Below are 25,454 nucleotides of genomic sequence, written 5' to 3' on the forward strand. Positions count from 1 at the left end.
TAAACTCTGTGGCATGACCCGCAGCACGTTCCCGTCACAGCCCGCCGAGCCCGAGGCCGAGGCCGGTTCCGCGCCGCGTCGGGGCCGCCCCCGCGACGCCGGCCGGGACCGGGCGCTGCTGGACGCCACGCTGGCCGTCCTGGCGGAGAGTGGCTACGGCGGGTTGACCACCGCCGCCGTGGCGGCCCGGGCGGGCGTGTCGACGGCGACCCTCTACCGGCGCTGGGCGTCCAAGGAGGAGCTGGTGATCGCCGCCGCCGCGCTGCACGGGGAGGGATCGTACGAGCAGCCGGACACCGGCAGCCTCGAAGGCGACCTGCGGGTCGTCCTGCACGACAAGGCCGCCAGCATGACGGGTGAGGGGGGTCGGCTGATCCGGGCCCTGATCGGCGAGGCGGCCCACAACAGCACCCTCGCCGGGGCGCTGGTCACGGCATTCCTCCAGCCGCTGTACGGGAGGGTGGCGGAGGTGGTCCGGCGGGCGGTCGAGCGCGGGGAGATCCCGCCGCTCGAGGATGTTGACCTGCTCGGCGAGGTGGTGGCCGGCCCGGTGATGACGCACTTCCTGCTGACCCCGCAGCTGCCGGAGGACGTCGACGAGACCACGGCCCGCGAGACCGCCGACCGGCTGCTCCCCTTCGCCCTGCGGGCCGTGGGCGGTCGGCCGGCCTGAAGGGCGATCGCCCAGCGCGGACGCGAATGCCCAGAGGGTGACGTGTGAAATACCGGCCTAGGAGTCCGCCGGCCACGACAGCAAACGGCCCTGCGACCAGCAGCGGCCAAGGGCCTCGGCGCGCAGAGCCGACTGCTCGAACACCGCCAGGCCGATGATGCTGTGGCCAGAGGCGCGGCGATCGCCGAATGTCGGAATCGCCGGCGCGACTCCCACTCCCTCCGCCGACACCCACGCCACCGGCCGGCCGCTCGCCGCTTCGTCGAGGCGGTGCAGGAAGCGCAGGCGACTCTCGAGCGAGAAGCGCGACAGCGCCCATGTGGTGGTGACGACGGGCAGGGCGTCCGCAGGCACCTGGGCGAAGGCGTCGGGCAGCACGTCGACGGCATCACCCGTCAGCAGCAGCGGAGGGGCTGTCGCCGCCAAGGCCAGCTCCGCGTCGAGCTTCGCGGCCCGCTCCGGCTGATCGGGCCACACGCAGGCGCGCAACCATCGAGCTTCATCAGGGTCGGTCACGTCCACCGGATCAAGGTCGACACCGACCCGGGCGACCACCTCGGGCATCGCCCGCGTCGGGACGGGCCGGTCTCCCACGATCGAACACGACAACTGCACCGGAGACGATGAGTCGCCCAGTGATTGGCCGTTGCCGTAGGTGATGCCAACGCGATCGACATTGAGATTGAGCCCAGCCGAACAGCCCACGTCGATCAGCCCGACCGTCTTCGCACCCACCCGACGCGCCGCCTCGGCAATGGCCGGATACAGCACGGCGCAGTGTCCGGTCTCGTTCGCCCGGATCCGGCGCCGCGCGGCGATGGCCACGACCGAGTCGGTCATCTCCAGCAGCGTGTCGATCGCCGCGCGGGCGGCAGCGTCGCCATCCGCAGCGGCATAGGCCGCAGCAAGATCCGGGGCACGTCCGGCGAGGGCGAGATCGTGCAGCGCCGCGAGAATCACGGTGGGTTGCCGCTTGCGCGCCGGCGCCGTCTCGATCGCGCGCAGCGCCTCGCCGGACTCACTGATGGCGAGGGCGACGCGCGCGTACAGCGGCGGTGCATCGGCGGCGTCGACCTCACCGAAATGCCGGTACACCTGAGCGAGCGTGCGAGCCCCACGCCCGGGAACGGGGTCTCCTGCGGCAGACTTTGGCATCCGACGACTCTAGCCCCCGTTCACGTCCAGCAGTTGACGCTCCGCCTCACCCCGAGAAGTCGGACCAGAAGATGCCGACGCCCGCCCCGCTCTCGTCCCGTCCGACCAGGATGCTGTCCGAGTTGTACTGGCAGGTGGGGAACACCAAGGTGTTCGCCCCGTTCGCCGGGTCGACCACCACATCGAGCACCGGGGTCCGCGAGCCGGCCTCCTGCTGAGCCTCGAACTGGGCCACGGCGTGTGCCTCCACGTCCTCGGCGTCCGCGAATTCGGCGGTCCGCCGGAGCGCCCAGCCGACCACCAGGTTGTCAGGAGTGCTGGAGGAGATCGCCGAGGCCCGGTCGCTCAGCGCGTTGACGTCTTCCGCCGCCTCCTCCCAAGTCGCCCCCGCCAGGGCCTCCGGCGTCGTCCCGCTCGCCACCAGTGCGACGGCGGAGACGGTGGCGCCCTGCTCGTCGTCCCAGTCGTACGCCAGATACACCTCGTGCAAGCCGTCGGCGACCTCGTCGAACGTGAAGAAGTCACCACCCTCCAGCCCGCACACCGTGATGTTCCCACGGCTCAACAGCCGCCCGGCCAGCGTGAACTCACCCTGGTAGCCGAGGCGTTCCTCGCCCGTCCCCCAGAACGACGGCTTGCTGTTGGCCTTCAGAACCGCTTCGATCGCGTCGATCATCTTCATGGCGGCGAGTCTGGCATCCCCCTCCGACAACCCGGTCGTCACCCCCCGAGGGAACGTGCGATGCGGAATCCCACGTCGTCGACCTGGAAGGTCGGGTGGCTGCGGCGCCGCGCGGAGGCCCGGCAACTCCAGTGTTCATCGAACCAACCGCCGCCACGGAGCACCCGGTAGCTGCCGTAGACCTCGGCGTCGTAGACGTCCCAGCACCAGTCCCACACGTTTCCGAGCATGTCGTAAATCCCCCACGAGTTGGGGAGTTTGCCGCCCACGTCGTGGGGGCGCTCGGCCGAGTTAGCGCGATACCAGGCGATCTCGTCGAGGTCCCCGTAGCGCGGTCCTTCCGTACCGGCACGGCAGGCGTGCTCCCACTCGGCTTCGGTCGGCAGTCGGTACCCGTCGGCGGACGCATCCCACTCGACAGCTTCGCCGTCCGCGCCGAAGTGGTACGCGGGCGTGAATCCCTCGCGCAGGGACAGGGCGTTGCAGAACCGCGCCGCGTCCCACCAGGAGACGCACTCGACGGGCAGTTGGTCCCCTTGGGCGGCACTCGGCCGCCGGCCTGTGATCCGCGCGTACAACGCCTGGGTGACCGGGAACGCCGCGAGTCGGTACGGGGCGAGCTCGACCGACCAACTGCGCTGCGTCCGCCGGTCCGACAGCGTCACCTGCCCCGGTGGGATGGCGATCATCTCGTTGCCCGTCATGACGTCCATGATCATGAGATCCTAGCGAGACCCGCCAGTGCGGAGCGGCAGAACTGTGATTGCCGGCAGCCGGGTGTCTCAACCGTGGCGGGCCGGGGGCAGCGGGAGGTAGGCGACCTCGACGATCTTGCCGCCGGGGATCCGACGCCAGTTCATGCTGGTGGCGGTGGCCTTGACGAGTGCGAGCCCACGGCCGCCCTCGGCGAGGTTCAACCAGTCGTCGTCCTGGGGGAGTTCACCTGCGGCGGGCGGCTCGTCGGAGGAGTCCACCTTCGTCACCGGCCTCACCACCGGCGCGGCGCCCTCCAGCGTCACCGAGTAAGCCCGGATCGTGGCTGGTGGGCGGCCTTGGGGCACAGCGGTACAGCGGTTAACGCTAAGAAGTCATCGTCCAGCGGTGGCGGCCCAGTCGCGTGGAGGAATCGATGCCCCTGCGGGCGATGCGGCGCCGGATGCCTCAGCTGCGTAACCACCGGCGCAGGTGGTCGTAGTCGTAGTCCTTGTCGCCGTGGAGTTCGGCGGGACGTCTTCGGCGTGGTCCGCGGCGGGAGCGGATGGGCGGGATGCCCCGCGCGAGCGGTTCGAGGGCGGCACCGCGGCAGTCGGCTGCAGCCCCCACGACGGCATGCGGTGACGGACTGTCAGTCTCCTTGAGTAGGTACTCGTCATGCGGCGCCGGTTAGGGATACGTATTTCAGCTTTCCCTTATTGGCCAGGTGAGGCCACGTCAGGTTTTCTCGGAGTTGTCAGGTGTGCCTCACATGCAGCACTCATCAGAGCCGGCCTCTCTCGTTCCTTCCCGCCCGGCCGGTTCGCGCTCAACCTGCTCGACACGCGTGTGGAGTCACCTGGTTCACGTGCCGACCCACGCCGCCGAGGCGTCGGATCCCCCTACCCACGAATGGAAGCGCGTTGACCCTGCTGCGCAAGATGCTCACGCCCAGACGAGCGTTGGCCACCGGCGCCGTCGCCCTCGCGGCCTTCTCCCTCCAGCCGACCGCTCCGGCCGCCGCCCAGCCGGTGCCCTTCACCGGCCCCGGTCGGGTGGTCGGCGGAAACCGGGCCGCCGAGGGCGAGTTCCCGTTCGTGGTCCGGTTGTCGACGGGCTGCGATGGTGCCCTCTACAAGAAGGACGTTGTGCTCACCGCCGCGCACTGCGTAGGCGAGACCCGCAACGAGACCAGGATCACCGTCACCGCAGGCAGCGTCGACCTCCAGTCGAGCAAGGCCGTCTCCACCCATTCCACCAAGGTGTTCGAGGCCCCGGGCTACTGGGGCTGGGGCAAGGACTGGGCACTGATCAAGCTCGCGAAGCCCTTCGACCTGCCCACCCTGCCCATCGTCACCAACGGGAACTACGACAAGGGCAATTTCACCATCGTCGGATGGGGCGACGACGGGAGCGGCGACCAGCAGCGTTACCTGCGCAAGGCGACCGTCCCGTTCATCGACGACGCGACCTGCAAGAAAGAGTACGGGGTCAACTTCGTACCCAGCGACGAGATCTGCGCCGGTTTCCTGGGAGGCCATGTCAACACCTGCCCGGGCGACTCGGGCGGGCCGATGTTCCGCAAGGACGACTCCGGCAAGTGGATCGAGGTCGGCATCGTCAGCTGGGGCTCGGGCTGCTCCGCTCCGGGCTACCCGGGCGTGTACACCCAGGTGTCCCATTTCGCCGCCGACATAGCGCGCGCGGCCAGCAGTTTCTGAGCTGCCCGCCCGGGCGCGGCTCCGGGTCGGGCTGGGCGTCGCCGCCGGCCTTCGCGGCGTCGGCCTGGTCGTGTGAGGCCCGGAGTCGGGCCGGCCTGGGCTACAGGCCGATGCCGATCAGGGGGAGTGCCGCGATCCGAACTCCCCCGCCCCCGGCCCCGCCCCGGGGGCAGGCCGGCCTGCCTGGCACGCCGGCGCGATGACCGGGCCCAGGCTCGGGAATTGCGCCGGCGGATGGTCAGCCTGCCCAGCGCGGATCCGAACGATCCGGGCTGTCGCAGGCTTCGCCATGTCCGCTATGCAGACGACCACCTCCTTGGCTTCACCGGACCGAAGGCCGAGGCCGAGCAGATCAAACGGCGCCTGGCCGAGTTCCTGCGCGATGAGATCATTCTGAAACGATCAATAAGGCAAGCAGGGCGACCGTCCGTGCCCGCCGACCCAGCCTTGGGGCGGCGGACACGGTGCTGAAGGCCTGGGGAACCTCACCAGTGGACCGGGTCTCCCGCGTCAACCATCGATCCTGTCAAGCCACTTCGCAGCCGGTTGTGTTAACTTCGCCCAATTATCTTTCCCATGCGATCAGTTGGGGGCATGATGAAACTTCTCCTTACCGACTCGGGCGTCAGGAACGCAAGCATTCTGGCGGCGCTGGTCGATCTGCTGGGCAAACCGATCGCCGAGGCCAACGCCCTCTGCATTCCCACCGCGGGGTACGGGGGCCCGTACGGGGATCCGGGCGGGCCGTGGCGTTTCATCAGTGGCCAGACCCCCAGTCCCATGACCGAGTTGGGGTGGAAGTCGGTGGGTGTGCTGGAGCTCACCGCCCTGCCCAGCATCGACAAGGAACGCTGGGTCTCCTGGGTCCAGGAGGCAGACGTTCTCCTCGTGAACGGCGGCGACGCGCTGTACCTGAGCCACTGGATGCGGGAGTCCGGGTTGGCCGACCTCTTCCCGTCGCTGCGCGACACCGTCTATGTCGGTCTCAGCGCCGGAAGCATGGCGCTGACCCCCCGAATCGGTGAGTATCTCGTCGGCTGGAAGCCGCCCACCGGTGACGACAGCGCGCTGGGAGTCGTCGACTTCTCCATCTTCCCGCACCTCGACAGCGATCCGGAGCGCAGCATGGCCGAGGCGGAGCGGTGGGCCGCCGGGATCAACGGTCCGGCGTACGCCATGGACGCCCAGACCGCCATCAAGGTGACCGACGGCGACGTCGAGGTCGTTTCCGAGGGCCACTGGAGGCTGTTCGACCCGGCATCATGAACGCTCACCCACTTGTCAGTTGGCGTGAGAAGCGTCGGCGGCTCGTGGCCGGACTGAGCCCACGTACCGGTGAGCCAGAAAAGACAGCGGCCGAGTGGCGGCTTGTCCCTGCAGTGGCGTCCACCAGTCGAGGGCTGTGCTCCATCACAGCCTGGTGGCCAGCCAGATGGTCACAGCCGCGGTGGTGGTGAGCCCGAGGTTGAGTGCGATCCGGCGGTCTTCGCCGGTCAGGTGGACGGCGATCGCACCGGCCTGGAGGAGTACGAAGCCGCCGGCCGCGGCCAGTGCCAGCGGGGGCGCGATGCCCGTCAGCGGCGGCAGGATCAGGCCGGTCGCGCCGAGTACCTCGACCGTCCCCAGCGCCCTGAGGGCGGGCAAGGGTATGCGGTCGACCCAGGCCATCATCGGTCGGAGCTGATCGCGGCTGCGGGTCACCTTCAGCGTGCCCGCGTAGAGGTAGAAGAGGGCGAGCAGTCCCGCCACGATCCAGTAGGCGATGTTCATAATTCCCGTTCATGGGTCATCGGTTCACAAGGACCCGTCGGCTGCTTCAGGCGAGGTCGGTGGCAGGCTCGGTCGCGTAGCGGCTCATTGCGTCGACATTGGCCTGCGGCGTCAACGGCCGGCCGCCGGCGAGCCCCGCCGCGAGGTCTCGGAAGTACTGCACGTACAGGTCGGGGGTGAACGTGCTGAGCATGACGGCGGGTTGGTCGGTCAGGTTGGCGAAGGTGTGCGGGGTGCCGGGCGGGACCATCACGAGCGTGCCCGCGGTGGCGTCGTACTCCTCGTCCCCGACGGTGAACCGCACGGTGCCGGAGAGGATGTAGAAGCCCTCGTCGTGCCGGCCGTGGCGGTGCTGCGGCGGTCCCTGGGTGTGCGGGGCGAGGACGGACTCGGCGATCGCGAGGCGGTGCCCGGTGTGGCTGCCGTCCTCCAGGACGCGCATGCGCGTGGTGCCCAGAACGATCGTCTCGCCGTCGCCGGGACCCACCACCGATACGGCGGGGGCGGCCTGCGGCGCGTTGGCCGCTGCTTCTTCGGTCATGCCACAAGTGCACCGCCGGGGGCCTGCCAGTGTCCAAGACCCATCCCGCGGCGCCGATACCCCGTGGGTATCGTTGCAGCGTGGAGCTACGGACCTTGACAGTCAGTCCGTTCTGGACTCTTGGAATTCCACCACGGCCGCGCCGTGCTCGTGAGCCCACTCGGTCAGCACGGCGATCGGCTTCACCAGCGTCCGGCCCAAGTCCGTCAGCACGTACTCGATCTTCCCGGTCTCGGCGTGGCGGTCGACCAGGCCGTACCCCTGCAACCGCCGCAGCGTCTGGGTCAGCACCTTCCGCGAGACTCCGCCGATCAGGTCGACCAACTCGCCGTGCCTGCACGGTTTCCGGCTCAACGCGAACAGCACGACCACCGCCCACTTGTCGGCGATGATCTCGATCGCCAGCCGAGCCGGGCAGTCGGCGAGGAAGACGCTGCCGGGGTACTCACGCATACCCCGACGGTAGCCCGCTGCCAGGAACCCGGAGGTACCTGCCGCCTCACTAGCGTCCAAAGAGTCGACAGCGTCCAAAGCGTCCACGGCGGAAGCTACCGAGCGGGGGAACCGAATGAGGGCAGTAACCGAATGGCCGGGCGGGCGGAAGGTCGTCGCGCTGATCACCGTCGCGTTGGAGCTGTGGTCACCAGGGCACTGGCCCGCCTACGCGCCGATGGCCGCGGCGTGGCCGCTGCCCGGCATCGACGACACCCACAGCACCTCCTGGGCGGACTACGGCGTCACCACCGGCATCTGGCGGCTGCTCGACGTCCTCGGTGACCTGCCCGCCACCGTCGGCGTCAACGGACTGGTGGCCGAGCGGCACCCCGAGACCGTCATGGCGGTCCACGAGGCGGGCCATGAGATCGCCGCACACTCCTGGGCCCAGGACGTGGTGCCCGCGCTGCTCGACGTCGATGCCGAGCGGACCAACATCCGTCGCTGCACCGACATCCTCCGCCGAGTCACCGGCGTTCGCCCGACGGGGTGGATGAGCCCACGCGCCACCGGTTCGAGGCACACCGACGACCTGCTCACCGAGGCCGGCTACCGCTGGACCGGCGACCACGGCGACCACGACCTCCCGCAGATCCTGTCCACCGCTCACGGTCCGCTGGTCTCCCTCATGCACAGCGACCACTCCGACGTCCGCGACGCCGCGGCCGGCCCGTACGCCTACCGCGACCTGCACCGTGAGCTACTGGACCAGCTGCTCGCCGCCCCCGGGCCAGGCGTCTTCCGCCTGACCGTCCACGCCCACGTCGGCGGCCGACCGCCTCCTCGCAGGCATGGTCGGCCGGATCCTCGACCACATCCGTGAGTCCGGCGACGTCTGGGTCGCCACCCACGCCCAAGCGGCCGAACACGTCCTGACACACCAGGGATGAACGCCATGACCCACGTCCTCGTCGTCGGCGGCACCGGAGCCATGGGCAGCCACGTGATCCGCCACCTGCTGGCCACCACCGACGCCACCGTCACCGTCCCCACCCGCCACCCGGAGTCCGCCCACGCCACCGAACTCACCGCCAGCGCGCCCGACCGCGTGCGACTGGTCCACTCCGACCCGGCGGCCCTCGAGGTCCTGCTCGGGACGGCCGACCGCGTGTTCGCCAACACCGACTTCTTCGCGACGGGCAGCGCCGTGGGTGAGTACCGGCAAGGTCTGCACTTGCTGGCCGCCGCGGAGCGGGCCGGCGTGGAGCGTTTCATCTGGTCCTCGTTGGACAGTGCGGTGTCCCTGACCGGCCACCCCGTCCCGCACTTCGACAGCAAAGCCGCCGTCGCCGCCCACATCGACCTGATGCGGTCGGAGGAAATGCTCCGCAAGGAGACCGACGGCTGGTACACGGACCACGTCTCGGTACTGACCACGGCGCCGTACTTCGAGAACCTGCGGGACCGACTCACCCCCCGACCGGACGACCGGGGCGGCCTGACCTTCAGGCTCCCCCTCGGCACCGCCCACTACCCACTCGTCGCCCTCGACGACATCGCCTGGTTCGCCTGCCACATCTTCGACAACTGGCAGTCCTGGGGCGCCCGCGACCTCGCGGTGATCGGCGACAGCCTCACCGGCGACGAGATCGCCGCCACCTTCGCTCGGGTCACGGGCACCCCCAGCACCTACATCCCGATGCCGCACGACGACCTGCGCGCCGCCGTACCCGACTTCGGCCACGACTACGCAGCGATGTTCCAGTTCTTCGCCGACCGTGATCTCTACGCCCGAGACCGGGACATCAACCTCCTGCGCCGCCTGCACCCCGACTTGATGACCTTCGAGGACTGGCTGCACCACACCGGATGGACGGGACGACCACCCACGGTTTGAGACCGATCACGACGGCAGCGCGGAGAGTTGCAAAGAGTCCTTGCAAATGTCATTTGCAACTCGTAGCCTTCGGGCATGGCCGAACAACCGCCTGCCCAAGAGATCACCGATGTCGAGGCGCTGCGCGCCTTCGCGCACCCGATGCGGCAGAAGATCGAGCAATGCCTGCGCCGGGGACCGGCCAACTCGGCCGCTCTCGCACGCGAGTTGGGCGAGAGCACGGGGTTGGTCAGCTACCACCTGCGGCAGCTGGCCAAGCACGGCTTCGTCGAGGAGGTACCGGAGCTGGCGAAGGGGCGGGAGCGGTGGTGGCGGGCGGTGCCGGGGGACCGGCGGTTCCCGCCGTACAGCCGGCAGACGCCGCAGATGCGCGAGGCGCTGACCGAGATGCACCGGCTGAACCTCGCCGAACTGATCGACTCCGCCCGGCGGTTCGAGGAGGCGCGCGACACGCTGGGGCCCTGGGCCGACGCGGCGCTCTTCTCGCGCGCCACGCTCCGGGTCGACCCCGGCCAACTCCGCGCGTTCTTCGAGGAGTACATCGCGCTCCTCTACCGGTACTCGGTCCCGGAGGGCAAGGCAGCGCCCGAGGCGCGGGCCGTGCTCGTCCGGCTGCTCGGCATTCCCGAGATCAACTGACCGCCAGGCCCGAGCGACTGCGAAGGGGGACGCACACCGTGCTGGTCTCGACTCGTTCCGCATTACCGATACGCGCCGTACTGGCCGTCCTGTCCGGGGCGTTGACCGGCGCCCTCCTGCTGCTGGCCGCGCCGGTGGCGTACGCCGGTGGCGACGGGCTGGTCCGCCAGGAGGTCACCTTCCGGGGCGGCGGTGGGCTCCTCCTGCACGGCACCGTCCTCAGCAAGGACGGAGCACCCGGCCCGCGGCCCGGCATCGTGCTCGTCGGCGGCTCGGGTGCCGGGCCCCGGGAGGAGTACCGGCAGGAGGCCGAGGCGTTCGCGCAGGCCGGGATCACCACGCTCGTCTACGACAAGCGGACCGTCGGCTACTCCCGGCTCCACGTGGACTTCGGTCTGCTCGCCGACGACGCACTCGCCGGAGTGCGGCTGCTGCAGTCCAGGAACACGGTGAACCCGCGCCAGGTCGGCCTGTGGGGGTTCAGCGAGGGGGGCTGGGTGGCGCCGCTGGCCGCGTCGCGCTCGGCCGACGTAGCGTTCGTCGTCACCATCGGCGGCTCCGGCTACGACCCGCTGCGCACCCAGGCCTGGAACCTCGCCACACACCTGCGCCACCAGGGGGTGGACGGACCGTTCCGACGCACCGTGGCCGACGCGACCGCTCAACTCCTGGGCTCGGCCGGGCTGTTCCCCGAGGGGGGCTACGACCCCGTGCCGGTGCTCGAACAGCTGCACCGAACGCCGGTGCTGGCGCTGTGGGGTGAGCACGACACGCAGGTGCCGCCCCAGGAGAGCTCGCGGATCTTCCGCGAGACACTGGCCCGCGCGGGCAACCAGCACGCCGTCATCGGCTTCGTCGCCGGCGGTGCGCACAACGGGCACCGTACGACGGACGGGTTCGACCGGATCGGCGGCCCGCTCTTCGACGGCAGGCACCTGGGCGAGCTGGCGCCCGGCTATGCGCAGACCATGACCTCATGGGTGCAGGCCGTGGCCGCCGGCCACCCCCCGGCGTCGAGTGCCGCCCCCGCACCCGGGCAGGCGATCGCCACGACCCCCGTACCGAGCCATGCCTGGTACACCTGGCTTGCCCCGGCGTTGCTGCTTCTCGGCTTCGCCGCCTATCCGGCGAGTGCCGTCCTGCGCCGGGGCCCAGTCCTGCGCCCGGTACGGTGGTTGGCCGTGTTCGGCCTGCTGGCGGTCGTGGCGGCGGTGGCCTGCCCGCTCGCCGTCTTCGTGGCGGGGGACGGTACGGCGGCGCCCGTCGTGTGGGGCCGTCCGGCGATGTGGCTGGTGGTGCAGGGGCTCGCCGTCGCCGTGGTGGTGTCCGCCTGCGTCTCGGCAGCCGCACTCCGGCGCCGACGGGTGGCGCCGAGCCGGGCGCTCTGGCTGCGCCTGGCCCCAGTGGGGCTGGCCGCGGTCGGGTTCGTGCCGTGGGCGGTGTGGTGGGGCGTTGCTCCGTGACGGCCATTGCGGTGAACAGGGGCGCCGAACTGTGCGAGGAAGGAGATCCGCTCACCGCAGCATGAATGACGATCCGTCACCTGGTCGACTCTGGTGCAACGGGCAGGTGGATGGTGTCGCCGGCCGGATCGGAAATAACCCTTTGCGCTTGCGGCGGACCGGGGCGTACCGTTGTTGTCGTTGGTTCGCCGGAAGTCTGGAGAAGGCCGTTGCTCTACTGAGGTCCTGAGACACTGCTCTCGCGCTGAGGATTCGCGCGATTCATGGAGCGTGCCTGCGATCTCGGTATGAGCTGTCCCCGTGCGGACGCCTTCCGTTGCTCTCGCTTCGCCCTCCTGGCGGTGTCTCCCGTGTTGCTCGTTCCCACATTCGCGCAACCTCGCAGGAGGCCCCTATGGCATCACCTACCACCGCGATCCTCTGCACTGACCTCAGCTTCGAGTGGCCCGATGGCAAGCCCGTGCTGGAGAACTTCCACCTGGTCGTCGGGCCCGGCCGGACCGGGCTGATCGGCCTCAACGGGGCCGGCAAGTCCACCCTGCTGCGGCTGCTCGCCGGTGAGCTCACCCCGACTGGCGGAACCGTCCGGATCGGGGGCGAACTCGGTTATCTGCCGCAGGACTTGGCGCTGGACATCGGCCTGCGGGTGGACGAGGCGCTCGGCATCCGGGCGCGGCGGGAGGCATTGCGGGCAATCGAGTCCGGGGACGTCGCCGAGGAGCACTTCGCCGTGATCGGCGACGACTGGGACGTCGAGGAGCGGGCCGAGGCCACCCTCGACAAGCTCGGCCTCGGTGCGCTGGGGCTGGACCGCACCGTCGGCGAACTGTCCGGCGGCGAAGCGGTGTTGCTCCGGTTGGCGGCCCTGCTGCTGGACCGACCCGACGTGCTGCTGCTCGACGAGCCGACCAACAACCTGGACCGCGCCGCCCGCGAACGCCTGTACGAGGCGGTGGAGAGCTACTCCGGTGTGATGGTGATCGTGAGCCACGACCGGGAGTTGCTCTCCTATGTGGACCAGATCGCCGACCTGCGGGACGGCGAAGTCCACTTCTACGGCGGCAACTTCGAGGACTATGAGGCTGCGCTCGCCGTGGAGCAGGAGGCCGCCGAGCGGATGGTCCGGGTCGCCGAGAGCGATGTGCAGCGACAGAAGCGCGAACTCGCCGAGGCCCAGGTGAAGTTGGCTCGCCGGGTGCGCTACGGCAAGAAGATGTACGAGAACAAGCGGGAGCCCAAGATCGTGATGGGCGAACGCAAGCGGCAGGCCCAGGTCTCCGCAGGCAAGCACCGCACCCTGCACGCCGACCGGTTGGCCGACGCCCAGGAGCGGCTGGTCGCCGCGGAGGAGGCGTTCCGCGAGGACGCCGAGATCCGGATCGACCTGCCGCGCACCGAAGTTCCGGAGGGGCGCACCGTGGTGCGGATGACGGACGTCGCGCTGGCGCACGGCGGCACCGTCAACCTGACCCTGCGCGGCCCCGAGCGGGTCGGCCTGGTCGGCGGCAACGGCGCCGGCAAGACCACGCTGCTGCGCACCATCGCCGGTGAACTCGCACCGCTCAGCGGTGAGTTGCTGACACCAGTGACCATCCGCTACCTGCCGCAGCGACTCGACCTGCTGGACGACAAGCTCAGCGTGGTGGACAACGTCAAGGCGCTGGCGCCCGGGATCAGCGACAACCTGGTGCGGGCCCGGCTGGCGCGGTTCCTGTTCCGGGGGCGGCGTGCCGACCGGCCGGCCGGCACGCTCTCCGGCGGCGAGCGGTTCCGCGCCACCCTGGCGGCGCTGCTACTCGCAGACCCGCCACCGCAGTTGCTGCTGCTCGACGAGCCCAGCAACAACCTCGACCTGGCCAGCATGCGCCAGCTCACCGAGGCGCTGGAGTCGTACCGCGGTGCGTTCGTGGTGGTCAGCCACGACGTGCGGTTCCTGCGGCGGCTCGGGCTGACCCGCTGGTTGCAGCTGGACGGTGAGGGGCTGCGGCAGGTGGATCCGATGTAGGAGGCGTAGGAGATGCAGGAGTGGTGATCGGTGCGCCGATCCGTCCCCCGGGCGGATCGGCGCACCGTCCGTTCCGGCGCGGCTACTTGGTGGGTCCGTGCCAGGTCGGGCTGGTCGCGATCGCCTTGACCTGGTCGAGGGTGAGTGCGGGCAGGCTGCGGGTGATCCCGTCGCCCTTGAAGTCGGTGCCGTTGAACGACTCGATCAGGACCATGAGGTGGTTCGGCGTCAGGACCTGGGCCCAGTTGCGGGTCACGCCCTTGTTGTTGAAGGCCGGGTTGTCGGCGCCGGAGTTCAGCTTGTCGCCGTTCGGCAGGACGGTGGCCTTGGTGAACTCGGTGTCGATCGGCGGGCCGCTGTACCGGGTCTGCTGGAAGCCGCTCCAGTCCTCGACGGTCACCCGGACCAGGCTCACCCCGGAGCCGTCGTCGACGGTGAAGGAGGCGAATCCGTCGTCCTTCGCGGGAGCCGCCGCCCCCGTGATCTGCTTCTCGGTCAGGCCGGCCGGCAGCAGCGGGGCGGCGATCCGCAGGATGTCGTCGGTCGGCAGTCCTGCCCACTGGGGATGAGGCGAGTGGTTCTCGGGGGCGTCGTGCGGTGCGGCAAGTGCGGCGCCCACTTGCAGCCAGACCGGGTCAAGGGCGATGGCCTTCAGCTGATCGGCTGTCAGTACCGGCGCGTCGCGGGTCGGGTCGGGGCTCATGGGTGCGCCGGGGCCGGGGAGGTCGCTGGAGCTGGCCGTCACCACGATGCCGTCGGGCCGCTGCAGTTGGACGGCCCAGAGCTGCTCGCCGCCGACGGCCTTGGGGGGCAGGTCGAGGCGCAGATAGCTGCCATCGGGCTGGGCGGTCCGAGTGCAGTTGGTCCAGGCGGGGGAGCAGAGCATGTCCGCCGAGTTGAGGTCCGCCCTCTGGTGGGTGACGGTGATCTCCACCCCGCCCGAGCCCTTGCTGTCCACGACCGTGTAACCGGCCATCGCCTCCTGGATGCCGGACTGGCTGTTGGTCTCGGTGCCCTGGCCGAGCGGCCTGGTCAGTTGGAGGCCGCTCGGCAGTTTCGACTTGAACAGGGCCAGCATCTGATCGTCGGTCATCGGCTTGGGGTCGACGGAGTCGGCCTGCGCAGCGGGGTGGGAGGCGCTGACGGAGGCCGCCGCGTTCAGGTCGGTGGTCGCGCGGTGCGAAGCGGCCGGGCGCAGTTGGACGGCCAGGGTGCCGGCGACGGCCAGCACCGCAACCGAGGCGGTCGCGGCGAGCACGGCGCGGCGGCGCTTGGTGCGCCGGCCGCGCTGGGCGGCGCCGGTGGCCATCAGCTGCACCGGCGGTGCCTCGGAGGCGTCGGCCGCCTCTCGTAGGGCGTTGCTGAAGTCATCCTCAAAAGGCATGGCTAAGGCCTGCTTTCTGATCAGATCTGACAGGACGTGGTCGAAGTCCGCTGGAGCGGAGGGGAGCCGCGCTCAGCGCGGTCCGCCGCTCCCGGTCTGCTCGGCGAGACTGTCGCCGAGCAGGGCCCGCATCCGGTTGAGCGCGCGGTGGGCGCGCGACCGGACGGCGGTGGGGCTCAACTGCAGTGCGGCTGCCGTCTCCTCGACGCTGCGGTCCTCCCAGTACCGCAGCACCAGGACCGCGCGGTCCGAGGCGGAGACGTCCTGCAGCGCGCGCAGCAGGGTGAGCCGGAGGGTCGGATCGGTGTCGCTGACGGCCACTTCGGGGAACTCGAAGGTCACCCGCTCGGTGCTGCTGCGCCGGCGGCGCAGCGAGAGAAAGGTGTTGACCAGCACCGTCTGCGCGTAGCCGGCCGGGTTCTCCACCTTGCACACCCGCCGCCAGCGCACGAACAGACGGCTGAGTGCCTCCTGTACGAGGTCCTCGGCCAAGTGGCGGTCCCCGCCGGTGAGCAGGTACGCCGTCTTGAAGAGGTGACCGCCGCGGGCCGTGGCGAACTCCAGGAAGTCAGGCGGGCCTGGAGTGGCCGGTCCGGTCGTCGGTGAGTGCTTCATGCCTGGCTAACGCGATGGGCTGGTGGGCCTGTTGCAGCCGTTCGCGAGAAAGTTCGATCGCCCTCGCGGGCCGGTACCTCTCCGGTACCCTGAGCGCATGCCAGCACTCAACATCGAGTACACCGAGGCAGAACTGGCCGCGATCCGCGAGGCCGCCGCGGCAGACGGCAAGACCGTCAAAGCGTATGTGCACGATCTGAGCGTGCGTGAGCAGCAGCGCCGAACCTTCGTCAACCATGCGGTGGCGTTCTGGAACGCGCACCTGGAGGAGTTCGACGCCGCCTTCCCCGAGGACGCCCCGGCGGCAAGGCGCACCGCGGCGTGAGCATGCTGCGCGTCGACATCCGGTGGCTGCTCGACGTCCAGGAGCAGGCCTCGCCCGAGGATCTGAGCGTGCGGGACTACTCCGCGCTGCAGGCCGCCGTCGCGCGGCACCGGGTGAACACCGCTCAACTCGGCCATGACGCCGACCCGGCCTGGTGCGCGGCCGCCCTGATGCACACCATCGTGCTGCTGCGCCCGCTGCCGGTGCGCAACAACCTCTACGCCTGCATGGCGACGGCGGCCTACATGCACGCCGCGAAGGAGGGCATCGACCCGCCGTACGGTGCGCTGGTGGAGCTGGCCCGGGACGTGGCCGCCGCCGAGGCCGACATCTTCGCGGCGGCCGACCGGATCCGCTCCTGGCGGATCTGAGACGGGCAACCGGGCAAACGGCCAGGCGGCCAGACGGGCAAACGGCCAGGCGGCCAGACGGCGTTCAGGCGCTCGGGGCGGCTGCCGCTGCCCGTTCCGGCTCGGCGATGGCCGCGGCGGTGTCGCTCACGCCGAGGCGGAGATGGTCGACGTGGTACAGGGCCTGGTCGAGCAGTTCGCAGACGTGGTCGTCGTAGAGGGAGTACACCACCGAGCGGCCCTTGCGGGTGCCGACCACCAGGTCGAGGTTGCGCAGCAGGCGCAGCTGGTGGGAGCAGGCGGACTGCTCCATGCCGACCTCGGCGGCCAACTCGGTTGCCGGGAGCGGGCCCTCGCGCAGGCGGGCGAGGATCAGCAGCCGTGACGGAGTGGCCAGCGCCTGCAGCGTGGCGGCCACCTTCGCGGCGTTGTCCGCCGTGAGGCGGGTGCGCGGGACGCGGCTGGCGGGAGGTGCTCCATGACCCATGCGACTATCGTACGCTGCCTGCTTATGAACACATGAATCGGTGTTCATGTATTCCTGTTACGGTGGTGGGGTTGGACGCTGCCCGCCCACATCCGCGTAAGGACCCCGTCTCGATGTCTTCCACCCTCACCCGCCCGGCGCCCGTCGGCGACGCAGCCGTGCGCGACGCGGCCGCGCCCAGGCGCCGCACGCGGATCTTCGCGCTCCCCGAGGCCCGCTGGGCGGCGGCCGCCCTGGTGCTGTTCCTGATCGGACTGCCGCTGCACCTCCTCGGGGCGCCGGCGTGGGCGTGGGGGCCGCTTTTCGCCCTGGCCTACGCCGCCGGCGGCTGGGAGCCCGGCTGGGCGGGCCTGCAGGCCCTGCGGGAGAAGACCCTGGACGTGGACCTGCTGATGGTCGTCGCGGCCCTGGGGGCGGCGGCGATCGGGCAGGTGCTGGACGGCGCTCTGCTGATCGTCATCTTCGCCACCTCCGGCGCCCTGGAGGCGGTCGCCACCGCCCGCACCGCGGACTCGGTCCGCGGCCTGCTCGACCTCGCCCCGACCACCGCCGCCCGCCTGCTGGACGACGGCAGCGAGGAGACGGTGCCCACCGGGCAACTGGTCGTGGGCGACACCATCCTGGTGCGCCCGGGCGAGCGGGTCGGCGCCGACGGCCGCGTCGTGGACGGCGCCAGCGAGGTTGACCAGGCGACCATCACGGGTGAGCCGCTGCCGGTGGCCAAGGAGGCCGGGGACGAGGTGTTCGCCGGCACCCTGAACGGCACCGGCGTCCTGCGGGTGAAGGTCGAGCGCGACCCGGCCGATTCGGTGATCGCCCGGATCGTGGCCATGGTGGAGGAGGCCTCCGGGACCAAGGCGCCGACGCAGCTGTTCATCGAGAAGGTCGAGCAGCGCTACAGCCTCGGCATGGTCGCGGCGACGATCGCGCTGTTCGCGCTGCCGCTGCTCTTCGGCGCCGCGCTGCAGCCCACCCTGCTGCGGGCGATGACCTTCATGATCGTCGCCTCGCCGTGCGCGGTGGTGCTGGCCACCATGCCGCCGCTGCTGTCGGCGATCGCCAACGCGGGTCGCCACGGTGTCCTGGTCAAGTCCGCCGTGGTGATGGAACAGCTCGGCCAGATCGACGCGGTGGCGCTGGACAAGACCGGCACCCTGACCGAGGGCACCCCGCAGGTGACCGACCTGCGCCCGCTGGCCGCCGCCGGTCTGAGCGAGGAGGAGCTGCTGCGGGTCGCGGCGGCGGCCGAGCATCCCAGTGAGCACCCGCTGGCCCGCGCGATCGTGGACGCAGCCCGCGCCCGCGACCTGGAGATCGCGCCGGCGGAGGACTTCAACTCCGCCCCGGGCACCGGTGTGACCGCCACCGTCGAGGGCAAGGCGGTCGCGGTCGGCAGCCCCGCCCGGCTGTTGGCCGGGCGCACCGACCATCCGGCCGCCGCGGTGGCCGCCCAGCTGGAACAGGAGGGCCGCACCGCGGTCCTGGTGGAGGTCGAGGACAGCCCGGTAGGCGTGCTGGGAATCGCGGACCGGCTGCGCGAGGAGGCCGCCGCCACCGTCACCGCCCTCACCGGCCTGACCGGTGGCACTCCGGTCCTGGTCACCGGCGACAACCCGCGCGCCGCCGCCCGCCTCGCGCAGGAAGTCGGCATCACCGACGTCCGCGCGGGACTGCTGCCCCAGGACAAGGTCAACGCCGTACGGGAGTTGGAGAAGGCCGGGCGCAAGGTGCTGGTGGTGGGCGACGGCGTCAACGACGCCCCCGCGCTGGCCGCCGCCCACACCGGCATCGCCATGGGACGGGCCGGATCCGACCTCGCATTGGAAACCGCTGACGCCGTGGTGGTGCGCGACGAGCTGGCCAGCATCCCCGCGGTCGTGGCGCTCTCGCGCCGGGCCCGGCGCCTGGTGGTGCAGAACCTGGCCATCGCCGCGTTCTTCATCACCGGCCTGGTCGTCTGGGACCTGGTCGGCACCCTGCCGCTGCCGCTCGGTGTCGCCGGGCACGAGGGGTCCACCGTCATCGTCGGCCTCAACGGCTTGCGCCTGCTGGCCGATTCCGCCTGGCGCCGCGCCCGCAACGCGAACGGGAACGGGAACGGGCGCTGAGACGGTGGGTGGTACGGCTGGCCGTGCCACCCACCACGCGCTGGTCACTTCGGTAGCACGAAGCCGGAGTCGTAGGCCGTGATCACCGCCTGCGTCCGGTCACGGGCGCCCAGTTTGGCGAGGATGCCGGCCACATGGGACTTGACCGTCTCCGGGCTCACCACCAGCTCGGTGGCGATCTCCCCGTTGTTCAGGCCGGTCGCCATCAGCCGCAGCACCTGGCCCTCGCGGTCGGTCAGCCGGCGGATCGGTCCGCCGCCGTCCTTGCCGGCGCGGCGCGGGCCGTCCGCAGCGGCGGATGCGGCCCGGTGGGAGGCCAGATCGCGGATGGCGGCCGGGTAGAGGAGGGAGTCGGTGCGGGCCACCAGGCGCACCGCCTGCACCATCTCCTCCGCACTGGAGCGCTTCAGCAGGAACCCGGCGGCCCCGGCCTGCAGTGCCTGGTAGACGTAGTCGTCGTGCTCGAACGTGGTGACCACCAGGATCCGCGGCGGCTCCGGCATCGCGGCCAGGATCAGCTCGGTGGCCCGGATACCGTCGACCTGGGGCATCCGGACGTCCATGAGCACCACGTCCGGTGCGGTTTCGCGCACCAGCGGCACCACCTCGCTGCCGTCGGCCGCCTCGCCGACCACGGTGAGGTCGGGCTCCGAGTCGATCACCACCCGCAGGCCGAGCCGGACCAGCCGCTCATCGTCGGCGATGACCACGCGCAGGGCGGGGGCGGCCGTGTCCGGTGCGCCCGTGCCGATCCCGGTCATGCCGCCCCCACCGGCAGCCAGACCGCGAGCCGCCAGCCGCTGCCGTCGGCCGTGCGGCCGCTCTCGCAGCCGCCGCCGCGCGCCGCCGCGCGCTCGGCCACTCCGCGCAGCCCGCGCCCGCCGCCGGGCCGGCTCGGGCGCGCCGCGCCTATCGGGTTGGTCAGTTCCACGGTCAGCCGTCCTTGGTCGATGTCGAGCGTCAGCGTGGCCGGCACCGAGCCGGCATGGCGCAACACATTGGTCAGCCCCTCCTGCACGATCCGGTACGCCTCCCGGGAGAGCGCATCGGGCAGCGCAGTCACCCCGGGGCCGGTCCGCGCCGCCACCGACACCCCGGCCAGGCTCAGCTGACGGATCAGCAGGTCGAGCGCGGCCAGCGTCGGCCCGCTGGCGTCATGGGCGCCGCCGGTCGGGCGGGCGGTGCCGTCGTCGACGTCCTCGCGCAGGATGCCGAGCACGGTGTCCAGCTCGCCGACCGCGGCCCGGGCCACCTCCTCGATGGCGAGCAGCGCCTCCTCGGCGAACGCGGGATCACGATGCAGCACCCGGCGGGCCGCACCGGCCTGGATCGTCACCGCGGTGAGCGCGTGCCCCACCGAATCGTGCAGCTCCCGGGCCAGCCGGTTGCGCTGCGCCAGCACCAGGGAACGACGCTCCGCGGCGGCCAGCTGCTCGGCCGGCGTCGGGCCGAGCAGCACCGGGGCGCAGCGGGCCAGCAGCGCACCGGCGCCCGCGTTGATCAGCAGCAGCCCGAGCAGCACCGCCAGGCCCAACGGGGGAGTGGGCGGCGGGTGCGCGCCGAGCGCCTGGTGGATCAGCGTGCGCCCGGGGTGGCCCAGGAACCCCAGCGGCGAGACGCAGAGCATCAGAACCAGCGGTGGCACCGCCAGCGACAGCCCGCTGACCACCCCGCCGACCAGCAGGTGCAGCACGAACCAGTGCGCGGTGCGCCGCCGGGCCGCCCAGCTGTGGGCCGGCGTGTGGGCGAACTCCCCGGCGTGGCTGCCCGCCAGTGCCCGGGAGGCGGTGGCCAGCAGCACCCGGGCGACCGGCAGCAGCGCCACCACCCAGGCCATCGGCAGCGCCACCAGCACCGCCAGCAGCTGGGCCACCATGGTGCGCTGCGGATCGGCCTGGCCGTTGACCCCCGGGTTGACGTAGGCCGTGGACACCAGCACCGTGCCGAGCATCCAGAACGGCATCAGCAGCGCGCCGCCCAGCACCAGGTGCACCCAGCGCACCCAGGCCGTGCGGCCCACCAGAAATGCCGTCAACGTTCGCATGGGACCGACCCTACGGCGCCGCAGTTGACCATGCGTCAATCATTTGGTTGATCTCCGCATCCCCCATGCGAGGGAGGGGTTCGAACAGAGCGCGGAGGAGGCTCAGGCCGGCGGCGACCAGCGGTACTGGGTCGCCGTGGTGATCGCCTGGAAGCCGAGCCGGCGCAGGATCGGCGCGCTGTGGTCGGAGGCCTCCACATGCAGATAGCGGTAGCCGTGCTGCTCGGCGATGCGGGCCCGGTGGGCGACCAGCGCACGGTAGATGCCGCGGCCCCGCCAGGCCTTGAGCGTGGACCCGCCGAGCAGGGTGGCGAAGTCGCTGTCCTCGCGCAGCAGCATCCAGGCGCTGCACACCAGGGTGCCGTCGGCGGCCTCGGCCAGCAGGATCGGGATGCCGTCCGGCCGGTCGGCCAGCCGGTCCTTGAGGAGCTTGGCGAGGAAGCCCAGATCCTCGCCCCAGACCTCGGTGTGCTGGTCGGCGATCCGGTCGGCGTCCGCCGGGTCGGTGGTCCGACGGATCGTCACGCCGGCCGGCAGCGGCACGTCGGCAGGCAGCGGCACCCCGGTCGGCAGTGCCACCCCGGCCGGCGGCGCCAAGTCGGCCTGCGGCGTCACGTCGGTCGGCGGCGCCAACTCGGCCGTCACGGCCGCCGTCTCGCCGACCAGCACGGTGCCGCTGCGCCTGGCGGTGAACCCGGCGGCCAGCAGCCGGTCGCCCAACTCGCCAGGCCGGTCGTGGCCGTGGACCCGCCAGTCCACCGCCGTACCGCCCGCGATCTGGCGGTGGATCAACTCGTCCAGCGCGGCCCCCGTCACACCGAGATCGGGCTGCCGGCTGGTGAGGATGCCGCCCGCGCCGCCCCGCACCAACGGGCCGCTTTCGTCTGCCAGCAGCCTGCCCCGGGCATCGGAACTGCGGCGGAACTGGCGGTCGTACAACTCCAGGAGTGCTTCGGGTGTCGTCACCCGAAGGAGCCTACGGGCGGCTGCAACCAGTTTTGCGGACGCGGCAGTTGCTCCGAGACCAGCAGCGCCGCGCCGGCCACCGCGCCGGGCATCAGCAGCACGGTGGCGAACGGGACCAGGAAGGCCAGGACCAGCGGCAGCCCGAAGCCGATCGCCAGCAGCCGGCGACCGCGCAGCCGGTCCCGGGGCGGCACGCCGTGCAGGTCGAAGACGATGCCGGTGAGCTCCACGGTGAGGAAGTACCCGGCGACGCAGAACCCGAGCGCCGGCGCCAGCAACTGGCCGAGCACCGGCACGCAGCCGATCGCGAACAGCCCGACCGAGCACAGTGCGGTGCGCAGCCCGATCCGCACCGCGGCGGCCAGCGCATCGCCGATCCCGATCTCCGGCCCACCGGCCGGCGGCGGCGCCACCGCGCGCACCAACCGCTCGTAGAACGGCTGCCCGATGGCCAGGGTGAGACCGGTGAACGCGACGATAGCGATCAGCACCCCGACGCCGATCAGCAGCGCGGTGGCCACGTCGCGGAACAGCACCCGCTCCCCGGAGCTCCAGTGCGCGGCGAACGGAGTGGCCCAGTTGACGATGTCGCCCGCCCACCAGGCGAGCACACTCAGCGCCACACCGATCAGCACCATCGCGATCAGCGCCGGGAGCAGCCCGAAGAACCACCAGCGCGGCCGCCGTGCGACCCACGCTTGCCCGCGCCACAGCGCGCTCACACCCGTCAGCAGATCAGACATGCGGCTTAGCCTATGGGGCGCCGCTGACCGGCTGCGATGCCAGGACCACGGTTGTTGCGGTTCCGGCACAGTGGCCGGTCCGCGCACCTCCGGGCGCGGCCGCCCGGGCACCCGGGGCACCGTCGCCCGGGTACCCCGGGCGCCGCAGCCCGGGCACTTCGGTCCGGGTATCCCCGGCTCTTGTTACTCGCCGGTCACCGGCATACCATCCGCAGTGTTACAGCTTCACTGTCACGCTCGCGAGGAGGCGATCGCGTGGTCGGTTCCGGGACGGCCGGGACAGCCGGCGCGGCCGGGCCGCTGGCCGGTGTCCGGGTGGTCGAGCTCGCGGGCATCGGTCCCGGGCCGTTCGCCGCGATGCTGCTCGGCGACCTGGGTGCCGATGTGGTGCGGGTCGACCGGCCGAACGGCTCGCCGCTGGCGCAGGATCCGGTGCACGACCTCACCAACCGCAACAAGCGCTCGGTGCTGGTCGACCTCAAGACCCCCGAGGGGGTGCAGCAGGTGCTGGCGCTGGTGGAGCGGGCCGACCTGCTGATCGAGGGCTACCGGCCGGGCGTCGCCGAACGGTTGGGCGTCGGCCCCGAGGCCTGCCTGGCCCGCAACCCGGCGCTGGTCTACGGCCGGATGACCGGCTGGGGCCAGGACGGGCCGCTCGCCACCACCGCCGGCCACGACATCGACTACGTCGCCCTCACCGGCGTGCTCGGCATGATCGGCCCGCCCGACGGCCCGCCGTCGATCCCCGCCAACCTGCTCGGCGACTTCGCAGGCGGCTCGCTCTACCTGGTGGTCGGCCTGCTCGCCGCCCTGCACCACGCCCGCGCGACCGGCGCCGGCCAGGTGGTGGACGCCGCCATCGTGGACGGCACCGCCCATCTGGCCACCCTGATCTGGGGGTTGCTCGCCCAGGGCAGCTGGCACGATGACCGCGGCGTCAACCTGCTGGACGGCGGCGCCCCGTGCTACGACGTCTACCAGGCGAGCGACGGCGGGCACTTCGCGGTCGGCGCGCTGGAGCCGCAGTTCTACGCCGAGTTCGCCCGCCTGCTGGAGTTGCCTGCTGACGCGCCCGGCCAGTACGAGATGAACCGCTGGCCCGAACTGCGCGCGCTGATCGCCACCCGCTTCGCCTCACGCACCAGCGCCGAGTGGCGGACCGCCTTCGCCGGCTCCGACGCCTGCGTCACCGAGGTCCTGACGCTGCGGCAAGCCGCCGCAGATCCGCACCTGGTGGCCCGTGGCACCTATCCGACGTGGCACGGCGTCACCCAACCCGCCCCCGCCCCGCGGTTCTCCGCCACCCCCGGCGCACTGCGGCGCCCGCCCAGCCGGCCCGGCGCCGACACCGCCGAAGTCGCCCGCGACTGGGGCGTTCCCGCACTTGGTCCCGCAGACCGTCCTGGCCCTGCCGAGCGTCATGACCCGCCGACCGTCGTGACTCCGCCCGACCATCCTGACCCGCCGACCGTCGTGACTCCGCCCGACCGTCCTGACCCTTCAGAGAGGCCATCGTGAGCACCGAAGCGTACGTCTACGAGGCGATCCGCACCCCGCGCGGGCGCGGCAAGGCAGGCGGCGCCCTGCACGGCACCAAGCCGATCGACCTGGTGGTCGGGCTGATCCGCGAGATGCGCCACCGGCTGCCCGACCTCGACCCGGCCGCGATCGACGACATCGTGCTCGGCGTGGTCAGCCCGCACGGCGACCAGGGCTCCGACATCGCCCGGATCGCCGCCATCGCCGCCGGCCTGCCCGACACCGTGGCCGGCGTGCAGGAGAACCGCTTCTGCGCGTCCGGCCTGGAGTCGGTCAACATGGCTGCGGCCAAGGTCCGTTCGGGCTTCGAGGACCTGGTGCTGGCCGGTGGCGTCGAGTCGATGTCCCGGGTGCCGATGGGCTCCGACGGCGGCGCCTGGATGATGGACCCGATGACGTCCTTCGACGTCAACTTCGTGCCGCAGGGCATCGGCGCCGACCTGATCGCCACCATCGGCGGCTTCTCCCGTACCGACGTGGACAGTTACGCGGCCGAGTCCCAGGCCCGCGCCGCCAAGGCCCAGGCCGACGGCCTCTTCGACCGCTCGGTGGTGCCGGTGCGCGACCGCAACGGCCTGGTGGTGCTGGAGCGTGACGAGTACCTGCGCCCGGGCACCACGGTGGAGACCCTGGCCGCCCTCAAGCCCGCCTTCGCCACCATCGGCGAGATGGGCGGCTTCGACGCGGTGACGCTGCAGAAGTACCACTGGGTCGAGCAGATCGACCACGTGCACACCGCCGGAAACTCCTCCGGCATCGTCGACGGCGCCTCGCTGGTGGCGATCGGCAACCGTGAGATCGGCGAGCGCTACGGGCTGCGTCCGCGCGCCCGGATCGTCTCGGCGGCGGTCTCCGGCTCCGAGCCCACCATCATGCTGACCGGCCCGGCCCCCGCCACCCGCAAGGCGCTGGCCAAGGCCGGCCTGACCGCCGCCGACATCGACCTGGTCGAGATCAACGAGGCGTTCGCGTCGGTGGTGCTGCGCTTCATGGGCGAACTCGGCTTCTCGCACGAGCAGGTGAACGTCAACGGCGGTGCGATCGCGCTGGGCCACCCGCTGGGCGCGACCGGCGCGATGATCCTCGGCACCCTGATCGACGAGCTGGAGCGCCGCGAGCTCCGCTACGGCCTGGCCACTCTCTGCGTGGGCGGCGGCATGGGCATCGCCACCATCGTCGAGCGCATCTGACCGCCCCCTCACTGGAGTTACTGGAGCTA

The 25,454-nt window shown here is 71.4% G+C and carries 27 protein-coding genes and 2 pseudogenes; 14 read left to right on the top strand and 15 right to left on the bottom strand.

Features of this window, described 5'->3' with window-relative positions; genetic code table 11:
• Positions 1-13: 13 nt before the first annotated feature.
• Positions 14-673, top strand: a complete 660-nt coding sequence (locus E6W39_RS32085) for a TetR/AcrR family transcriptional regulator (RefSeq protein WP_141636463.1) — start codon at positions 14-16, stop codon at positions 671-673.
• Between the two features lie 57 nt (positions 674-730).
• On the opposite strand, the gene E6W39_RS32090 is transcribed toward E6W39_RS32085, so the two are convergent.
• The 5 genes and pseudogenes from E6W39_RS32090 to E6W39_RS32110 form a co-directional block, all read right to left on the bottom strand.
• Positions 731-1,768, bottom strand: coding sequence for a DUF2332 domain-containing protein (locus E6W39_RS32090; RefSeq protein ID WP_220140291.1), 1,038 nt, complete (start codon positions 1,766-1,768; stop codon positions 731-733).
• Positions 1,769-1,874: 106 nt separating this feature from the next.
• Entirely contained in the window at positions 1,875-2,510 is a 636-nt protein-coding gene (locus tag E6W39_RS32095; protein WP_141636465.1) for a hypothetical protein, read from the bottom strand.
• A 38-nt stretch (positions 2,511-2,548) separates the two neighbouring features.
• Entirely contained in the window at positions 2,549-3,223 is a 675-nt protein-coding gene (locus E6W39_RS32100; protein WP_141636466.1) for a formylglycine-generating enzyme family protein, read from the bottom strand.
• Positions 3,224-3,292: 69 nt separating this feature from the next.
• Entirely contained in the window at positions 3,293-3,493 is a 201-nt protein-coding gene (locus tag E6W39_RS39915; RefSeq protein ID WP_181799539.1) for an ATP-binding protein, read from the bottom strand.
• Between the two features lie 106 nt (positions 3,494-3,599).
• Positions 3,600-3,803 (bottom strand): annotated as a pseudogene (locus E6W39_RS32110) (IS5/IS1182 family transposase); the annotation flags it as partial.
• A gap of 341 nt (positions 3,804-4,144) precedes the next feature.
• On the opposite strand from E6W39_RS32110, the gene E6W39_RS32115 reads away from it, so the two are divergent.
• The 3 genes and pseudogenes from E6W39_RS32115 to E6W39_RS32125 all read left to right on the top strand — a co-directional run bounded on the left by E6W39_RS32115 (position 4,145) and on the right by E6W39_RS32125 (position 6,190).
• A complete protein-coding gene (locus E6W39_RS32115) occupies positions 4,145-4,924 on the top strand; it encodes a S1 family peptidase (RefSeq protein ID WP_141638073.1) in 780 nt (259 codons plus the stop codon).
• A 186-nt stretch (positions 4,925-5,110) separates the two neighbouring features.
• Positions 5,111-5,329: pseudogene (locus tag E6W39_RS43770) on the top strand (maturase); the annotation flags it as partial.
• 192 nt (positions 5,330-5,521) lie between these two features.
• Complete coding sequence (locus E6W39_RS32125) at positions 5,522-6,190, top strand: Type 1 glutamine amidotransferase-like domain-containing protein (protein WP_141638074.1); 669 nt, start codon at positions 5,522-5,524, stop codon at positions 6,188-6,190.
• Between the two features lie 144 nt (positions 6,191-6,334).
• Here E6W39_RS32125 and E6W39_RS32130 read toward each other — a convergent pair whose 3' ends face one another.
• The 3 genes from E6W39_RS32130 to E6W39_RS32140 all read right to left on the bottom strand — a co-directional run bounded on the left by E6W39_RS32130 (position 6,335) and on the right by E6W39_RS32140 (position 7,688).
• Positions 6,335-6,694 (bottom strand): DoxX family protein, encoded by a 360-nt coding sequence (locus E6W39_RS32130; protein ID WP_141636468.1) that lies wholly within the window; start codon positions 6,692-6,694, stop codon positions 6,335-6,337.
• 46 nt (positions 6,695-6,740) lie between these two features.
• The gene (locus E6W39_RS32135) at positions 6,741-7,235 is read right to left on the bottom strand and encodes a cupin domain-containing protein (protein WP_141636469.1); all 495 of its coding nucleotides are present in this window, start codon (positions 7,233-7,235) and stop codon (positions 6,741-6,743) included.
• 102 nt (positions 7,236-7,337) lie between these two features.
• Positions 7,338-7,688, bottom strand: a complete 351-nt coding sequence (locus E6W39_RS32140) for a winged helix-turn-helix transcriptional regulator (RefSeq protein ID WP_141636470.1) — start codon at positions 7,686-7,688, stop codon at positions 7,338-7,340.
• A 115-nt stretch (positions 7,689-7,803) separates the two neighbouring features.
• Here E6W39_RS32140 and E6W39_RS32145 point away from each other — a divergent pair, with 115 nt between their 5' ends.
• From E6W39_RS32145 to E6W39_RS32165, 5 genes are all read left to right on the top strand, one after another.
• Positions 7,804-8,553, top strand: a complete 750-nt coding sequence (locus E6W39_RS32145) for a polysaccharide deacetylase family protein (protein WP_228718449.1) — start codon at positions 7,804-7,806, stop codon at positions 8,551-8,553.
• 72 nt (positions 8,554-8,625) lie between these two features.
• Complete coding sequence (locus E6W39_RS32150; RefSeq protein ID WP_141636471.1) at positions 8,626-9,567, top strand: NmrA family NAD(P)-binding protein; 942 nt, start codon at positions 8,626-8,628, stop codon at positions 9,565-9,567.
• Positions 9,568-9,642: 75 nt separating this feature from the next.
• The gene (locus tag E6W39_RS32155; RefSeq protein WP_141636472.1) at positions 9,643-10,206 is read left to right on the top strand and encodes an ArsR/SmtB family transcription factor; all 564 of its coding nucleotides are present in this window, start codon (positions 9,643-9,645) and stop codon (positions 10,204-10,206) included.
• A 38-nt stretch (positions 10,207-10,244) separates the two neighbouring features.
• Entirely contained in the window at positions 10,245-11,669 is a 1,425-nt protein-coding gene (locus E6W39_RS32160; protein WP_141636473.1) for an alpha/beta hydrolase family protein, read from the top strand.
• A 394-nt stretch (positions 11,670-12,063) separates the two neighbouring features.
• Entirely contained in the window at positions 12,064-13,674 is a 1,611-nt protein-coding gene (locus E6W39_RS32165; RefSeq protein ID WP_181799540.1) for an ABC-F family ATP-binding cassette domain-containing protein, read from the top strand.
• 82 nt (positions 13,675-13,756) lie between these two features.
• Here E6W39_RS32165 and E6W39_RS32170 read toward each other — a convergent pair whose 3' ends face one another.
• Both E6W39_RS32170 and E6W39_RS32175 read right to left on the bottom strand, forming a co-directional pair.
• Positions 13,757-15,058: a hypothetical protein gene (locus E6W39_RS32170; protein WP_141636474.1), complete on the bottom strand. Its 1,302-nt coding sequence runs from the start codon at positions 15,056-15,058 to the stop codon at positions 13,757-13,759.
• A 72-nt stretch (positions 15,059-15,130) separates the two neighbouring features.
• On the bottom strand, positions 15,131-15,673 hold the full coding sequence (locus E6W39_RS32175; RefSeq protein ID WP_141636475.1) for a SigE family RNA polymerase sigma factor: 543 nt from the start codon (positions 15,671-15,673) through the stop codon (positions 15,131-15,133).
• A gap of 97 nt (positions 15,674-15,770) precedes the next feature.
• On the opposite strand from E6W39_RS32175, the gene E6W39_RS32180 reads away from it, so the two are divergent.
• Both E6W39_RS32180 and E6W39_RS32185 read left to right on the top strand, forming a co-directional pair.
• Positions 15,771-15,998 carry a hypothetical protein gene (locus E6W39_RS32180; protein ID WP_181799541.1) on the top strand — a complete coding sequence of 76 codons (228 nt, stop codon included), beginning with the start codon at positions 15,771-15,773 and terminating at the stop codon, positions 15,996-15,998.
• Positions 15,999-16,000: 2 nt separating this feature from the next.
• Complete coding sequence (locus E6W39_RS32185; protein ID WP_101379698.1) at positions 16,001-16,369, top strand: toxin Doc; 369 nt, start codon at positions 16,001-16,003, stop codon at positions 16,367-16,369.
• A gap of 64 nt (positions 16,370-16,433) precedes the next feature.
• Here the strand turns inward: E6W39_RS32185 and E6W39_RS32190 are convergent, their stop codons facing one another.
• Positions 16,434-16,835 (bottom strand): ArsR/SmtB family transcription factor, encoded by a 402-nt coding sequence (locus E6W39_RS32190; RefSeq protein ID WP_141636476.1) that lies wholly within the window; start codon positions 16,833-16,835, stop codon positions 16,434-16,436.
• Positions 16,836-16,948: 113 nt separating this feature from the next.
• Here E6W39_RS32190 and E6W39_RS32195 point away from each other — a divergent pair, with 113 nt between their 5' ends.
• Positions 16,949-18,943, top strand: coding sequence for a heavy metal translocating P-type ATPase (locus tag E6W39_RS32195; protein ID WP_141636477.1), 1,995 nt, complete (start codon positions 16,949-16,951; stop codon positions 18,941-18,943).
• 44 nt (positions 18,944-18,987) lie between these two features.
• On the opposite strand, the gene E6W39_RS32200 is transcribed toward E6W39_RS32195, so the two are convergent.
• The 4 genes from E6W39_RS32200 to E6W39_RS32215 form a co-directional block, all read right to left on the bottom strand.
• Positions 18,988-19,704, bottom strand: coding sequence for a response regulator transcription factor (locus E6W39_RS32200; RefSeq protein WP_141636478.1), 717 nt, complete (start codon positions 19,702-19,704; stop codon positions 18,988-18,990).
• Complete coding sequence (locus E6W39_RS32205) at positions 19,701-20,987, bottom strand: sensor histidine kinase (protein ID WP_141636479.1); 1,287 nt, start codon at positions 20,985-20,987, stop codon at positions 19,701-19,703. The genes E6W39_RS32200 and E6W39_RS32205 overlap by 4 nt, the downstream gene beginning before the upstream one ends.
• A gap of 102 nt (positions 20,988-21,089) precedes the next feature.
• On the bottom strand, positions 21,090-21,953 hold the full coding sequence (locus E6W39_RS32210; RefSeq protein ID WP_141636480.1) for a GNAT family N-acetyltransferase: 864 nt from the start codon (positions 21,951-21,953) through the stop codon (positions 21,090-21,092).
• Entirely contained in the window at positions 21,950-22,696 is a 747-nt protein-coding gene (locus tag E6W39_RS32215) for an EI24 domain-containing protein (protein WP_141636481.1), read from the bottom strand. Before E6W39_RS32215 ends, E6W39_RS32210 begins: the two co-directional genes overlap by 4 nt.
• Before the next feature lie 300 nt (positions 22,697-22,996).
• Here E6W39_RS32215 and E6W39_RS32220 point away from each other — a divergent pair, with 300 nt between their 5' ends.
• Positions 22,997-24,214: a CaiB/BaiF CoA transferase family protein gene (locus E6W39_RS32220; RefSeq protein ID WP_228718754.1), complete on the top strand. Its 1,218-nt coding sequence runs from the start codon at positions 22,997-22,999 to the stop codon at positions 24,212-24,214.
• A complete protein-coding gene (locus E6W39_RS32225; protein ID WP_141636483.1) occupies positions 24,211-25,425 on the top strand; it encodes an acetyl-CoA C-acetyltransferase in 1,215 nt (404 codons plus the stop codon). Before E6W39_RS32220 ends, E6W39_RS32225 begins: the two co-directional genes overlap by 4 nt.
• Positions 25,426-25,454: the final 29 nt, after the last annotated feature.

The organism is Kitasatospora acidiphila, from assembly GCF_006636205.1.
GTDB lineage: Bacteria > Actinomycetota > Actinomycetes > Streptomycetales > Streptomycetaceae > Kitasatospora > Kitasatospora acidiphila.

Coding starts and splice junctions, on each gene's coding strand:
- E6W39_RS32150 (WP_141636471.1), top strand. CDS start 8,626: ATGACCCACGTCCTCGTCGTCGGCGGCACCGGAGCCATGGGCAGCCAC.
- E6W39_RS32130 (WP_141636468.1), bottom strand. CDS start 6,694: ATGAACATCGCCTACTGGATCGTGGCGGGACTGCTCGCCCTCTTCTAC.
- E6W39_RS32085 (WP_141636463.1), top strand. CDS start 14: ATGACCCGCAGCACGTTCCCGTCACAGCCCGCCGAGCCCGAGGCCGAG.
- E6W39_RS32140 (WP_141636470.1), bottom strand. CDS start 7,688: ATGCGTGAGTACCCCGGCAGCGTCTTCCTCGCCGACTGCCCGGCTCGG.
- E6W39_RS32115 (WP_141638073.1), top strand. CDS start 4,145: ATGCTCACGCCCAGACGAGCGTTGGCCACCGGCGCCGTCGCCCTCGCG.
- E6W39_RS32205 (WP_141636479.1), bottom strand. CDS start 20,987: ATGCGAACGTTGACGGCATTTCTGGTGGGCCGCACGGCCTGGGTGCGC.
- E6W39_RS32195 (WP_141636477.1), top strand. CDS start 16,949: ATGTCTTCCACCCTCACCCGCCCGGCGCCCGTCGGCGACGCAGCCGTG.
- E6W39_RS32170 (WP_141636474.1), bottom strand. CDS start 15,058: ATGCCTTTTGAGGATGACTTCAGCAACGCCCTACGAGAGGCGGCCGAC.
- E6W39_RS32125 (WP_141638074.1), top strand. CDS start 5,522: ATGAAACTTCTCCTTACCGACTCGGGCGTCAGGAACGCAAGCATTCTG.
- E6W39_RS32175 (WP_141636475.1), bottom strand. CDS start 15,673: ATGAAGCACTCACCGACGACCGGACCGGCCACTCCAGGCCCGCCTGAC.
- E6W39_RS32095 (WP_141636465.1), bottom strand. CDS start 2,510: ATGAAGATGATCGACGCGATCGAAGCGGTTCTGAAGGCCAACAGCAAG.
- E6W39_RS32200 (WP_141636478.1), bottom strand. CDS start 19,704: ATGACCGGGATCGGCACGGGCGCACCGGACACGGCCGCCCCCGCCCTG.
- E6W39_RS32190 (WP_141636476.1), bottom strand. CDS start 16,835: ATGGGTCATGGAGCACCTCCCGCCAGCCGCGTCCCGCGCACCCGCCTC.
- E6W39_RS32145 (WP_228718449.1), top strand. CDS start 7,804: ATGAGGGCAGTAACCGAATGGCCGGGCGGGCGGAAGGTCGTCGCGCTG.
- E6W39_RS32155 (WP_141636472.1), top strand. CDS start 9,643: ATGGCCGAACAACCGCCTGCCCAAGAGATCACCGATGTCGAGGCGCTG.
- E6W39_RS32180 (WP_181799541.1), top strand. CDS start 15,771: ATGCCAGCACTCAACATCGAGTACACCGAGGCAGAACTGGCCGCGATC.
- E6W39_RS32100 (WP_141636466.1), bottom strand. CDS start 3,223: ATGGACGTCATGACGGGCAACGAGATGATCGCCATCCCACCGGGGCAG.
- E6W39_RS32185 (WP_101379698.1), top strand. CDS start 16,001: ATGCTGCGCGTCGACATCCGGTGGCTGCTCGACGTCCAGGAGCAGGCC.
- E6W39_RS32135 (WP_141636469.1), bottom strand. CDS start 7,235: ATGACCGAAGAAGCAGCGGCCAACGCGCCGCAGGCCGCCCCCGCCGTA.
- E6W39_RS32165 (WP_181799540.1), top strand. CDS start 12,064: ATGGCATCACCTACCACCGCGATCCTCTGCACTGACCTCAGCTTCGAG.
- E6W39_RS32215 (WP_141636481.1), bottom strand. CDS start 22,696: ATGTCTGATCTGCTGACGGGTGTGAGCGCGCTGTGGCGCGGGCAAGCG.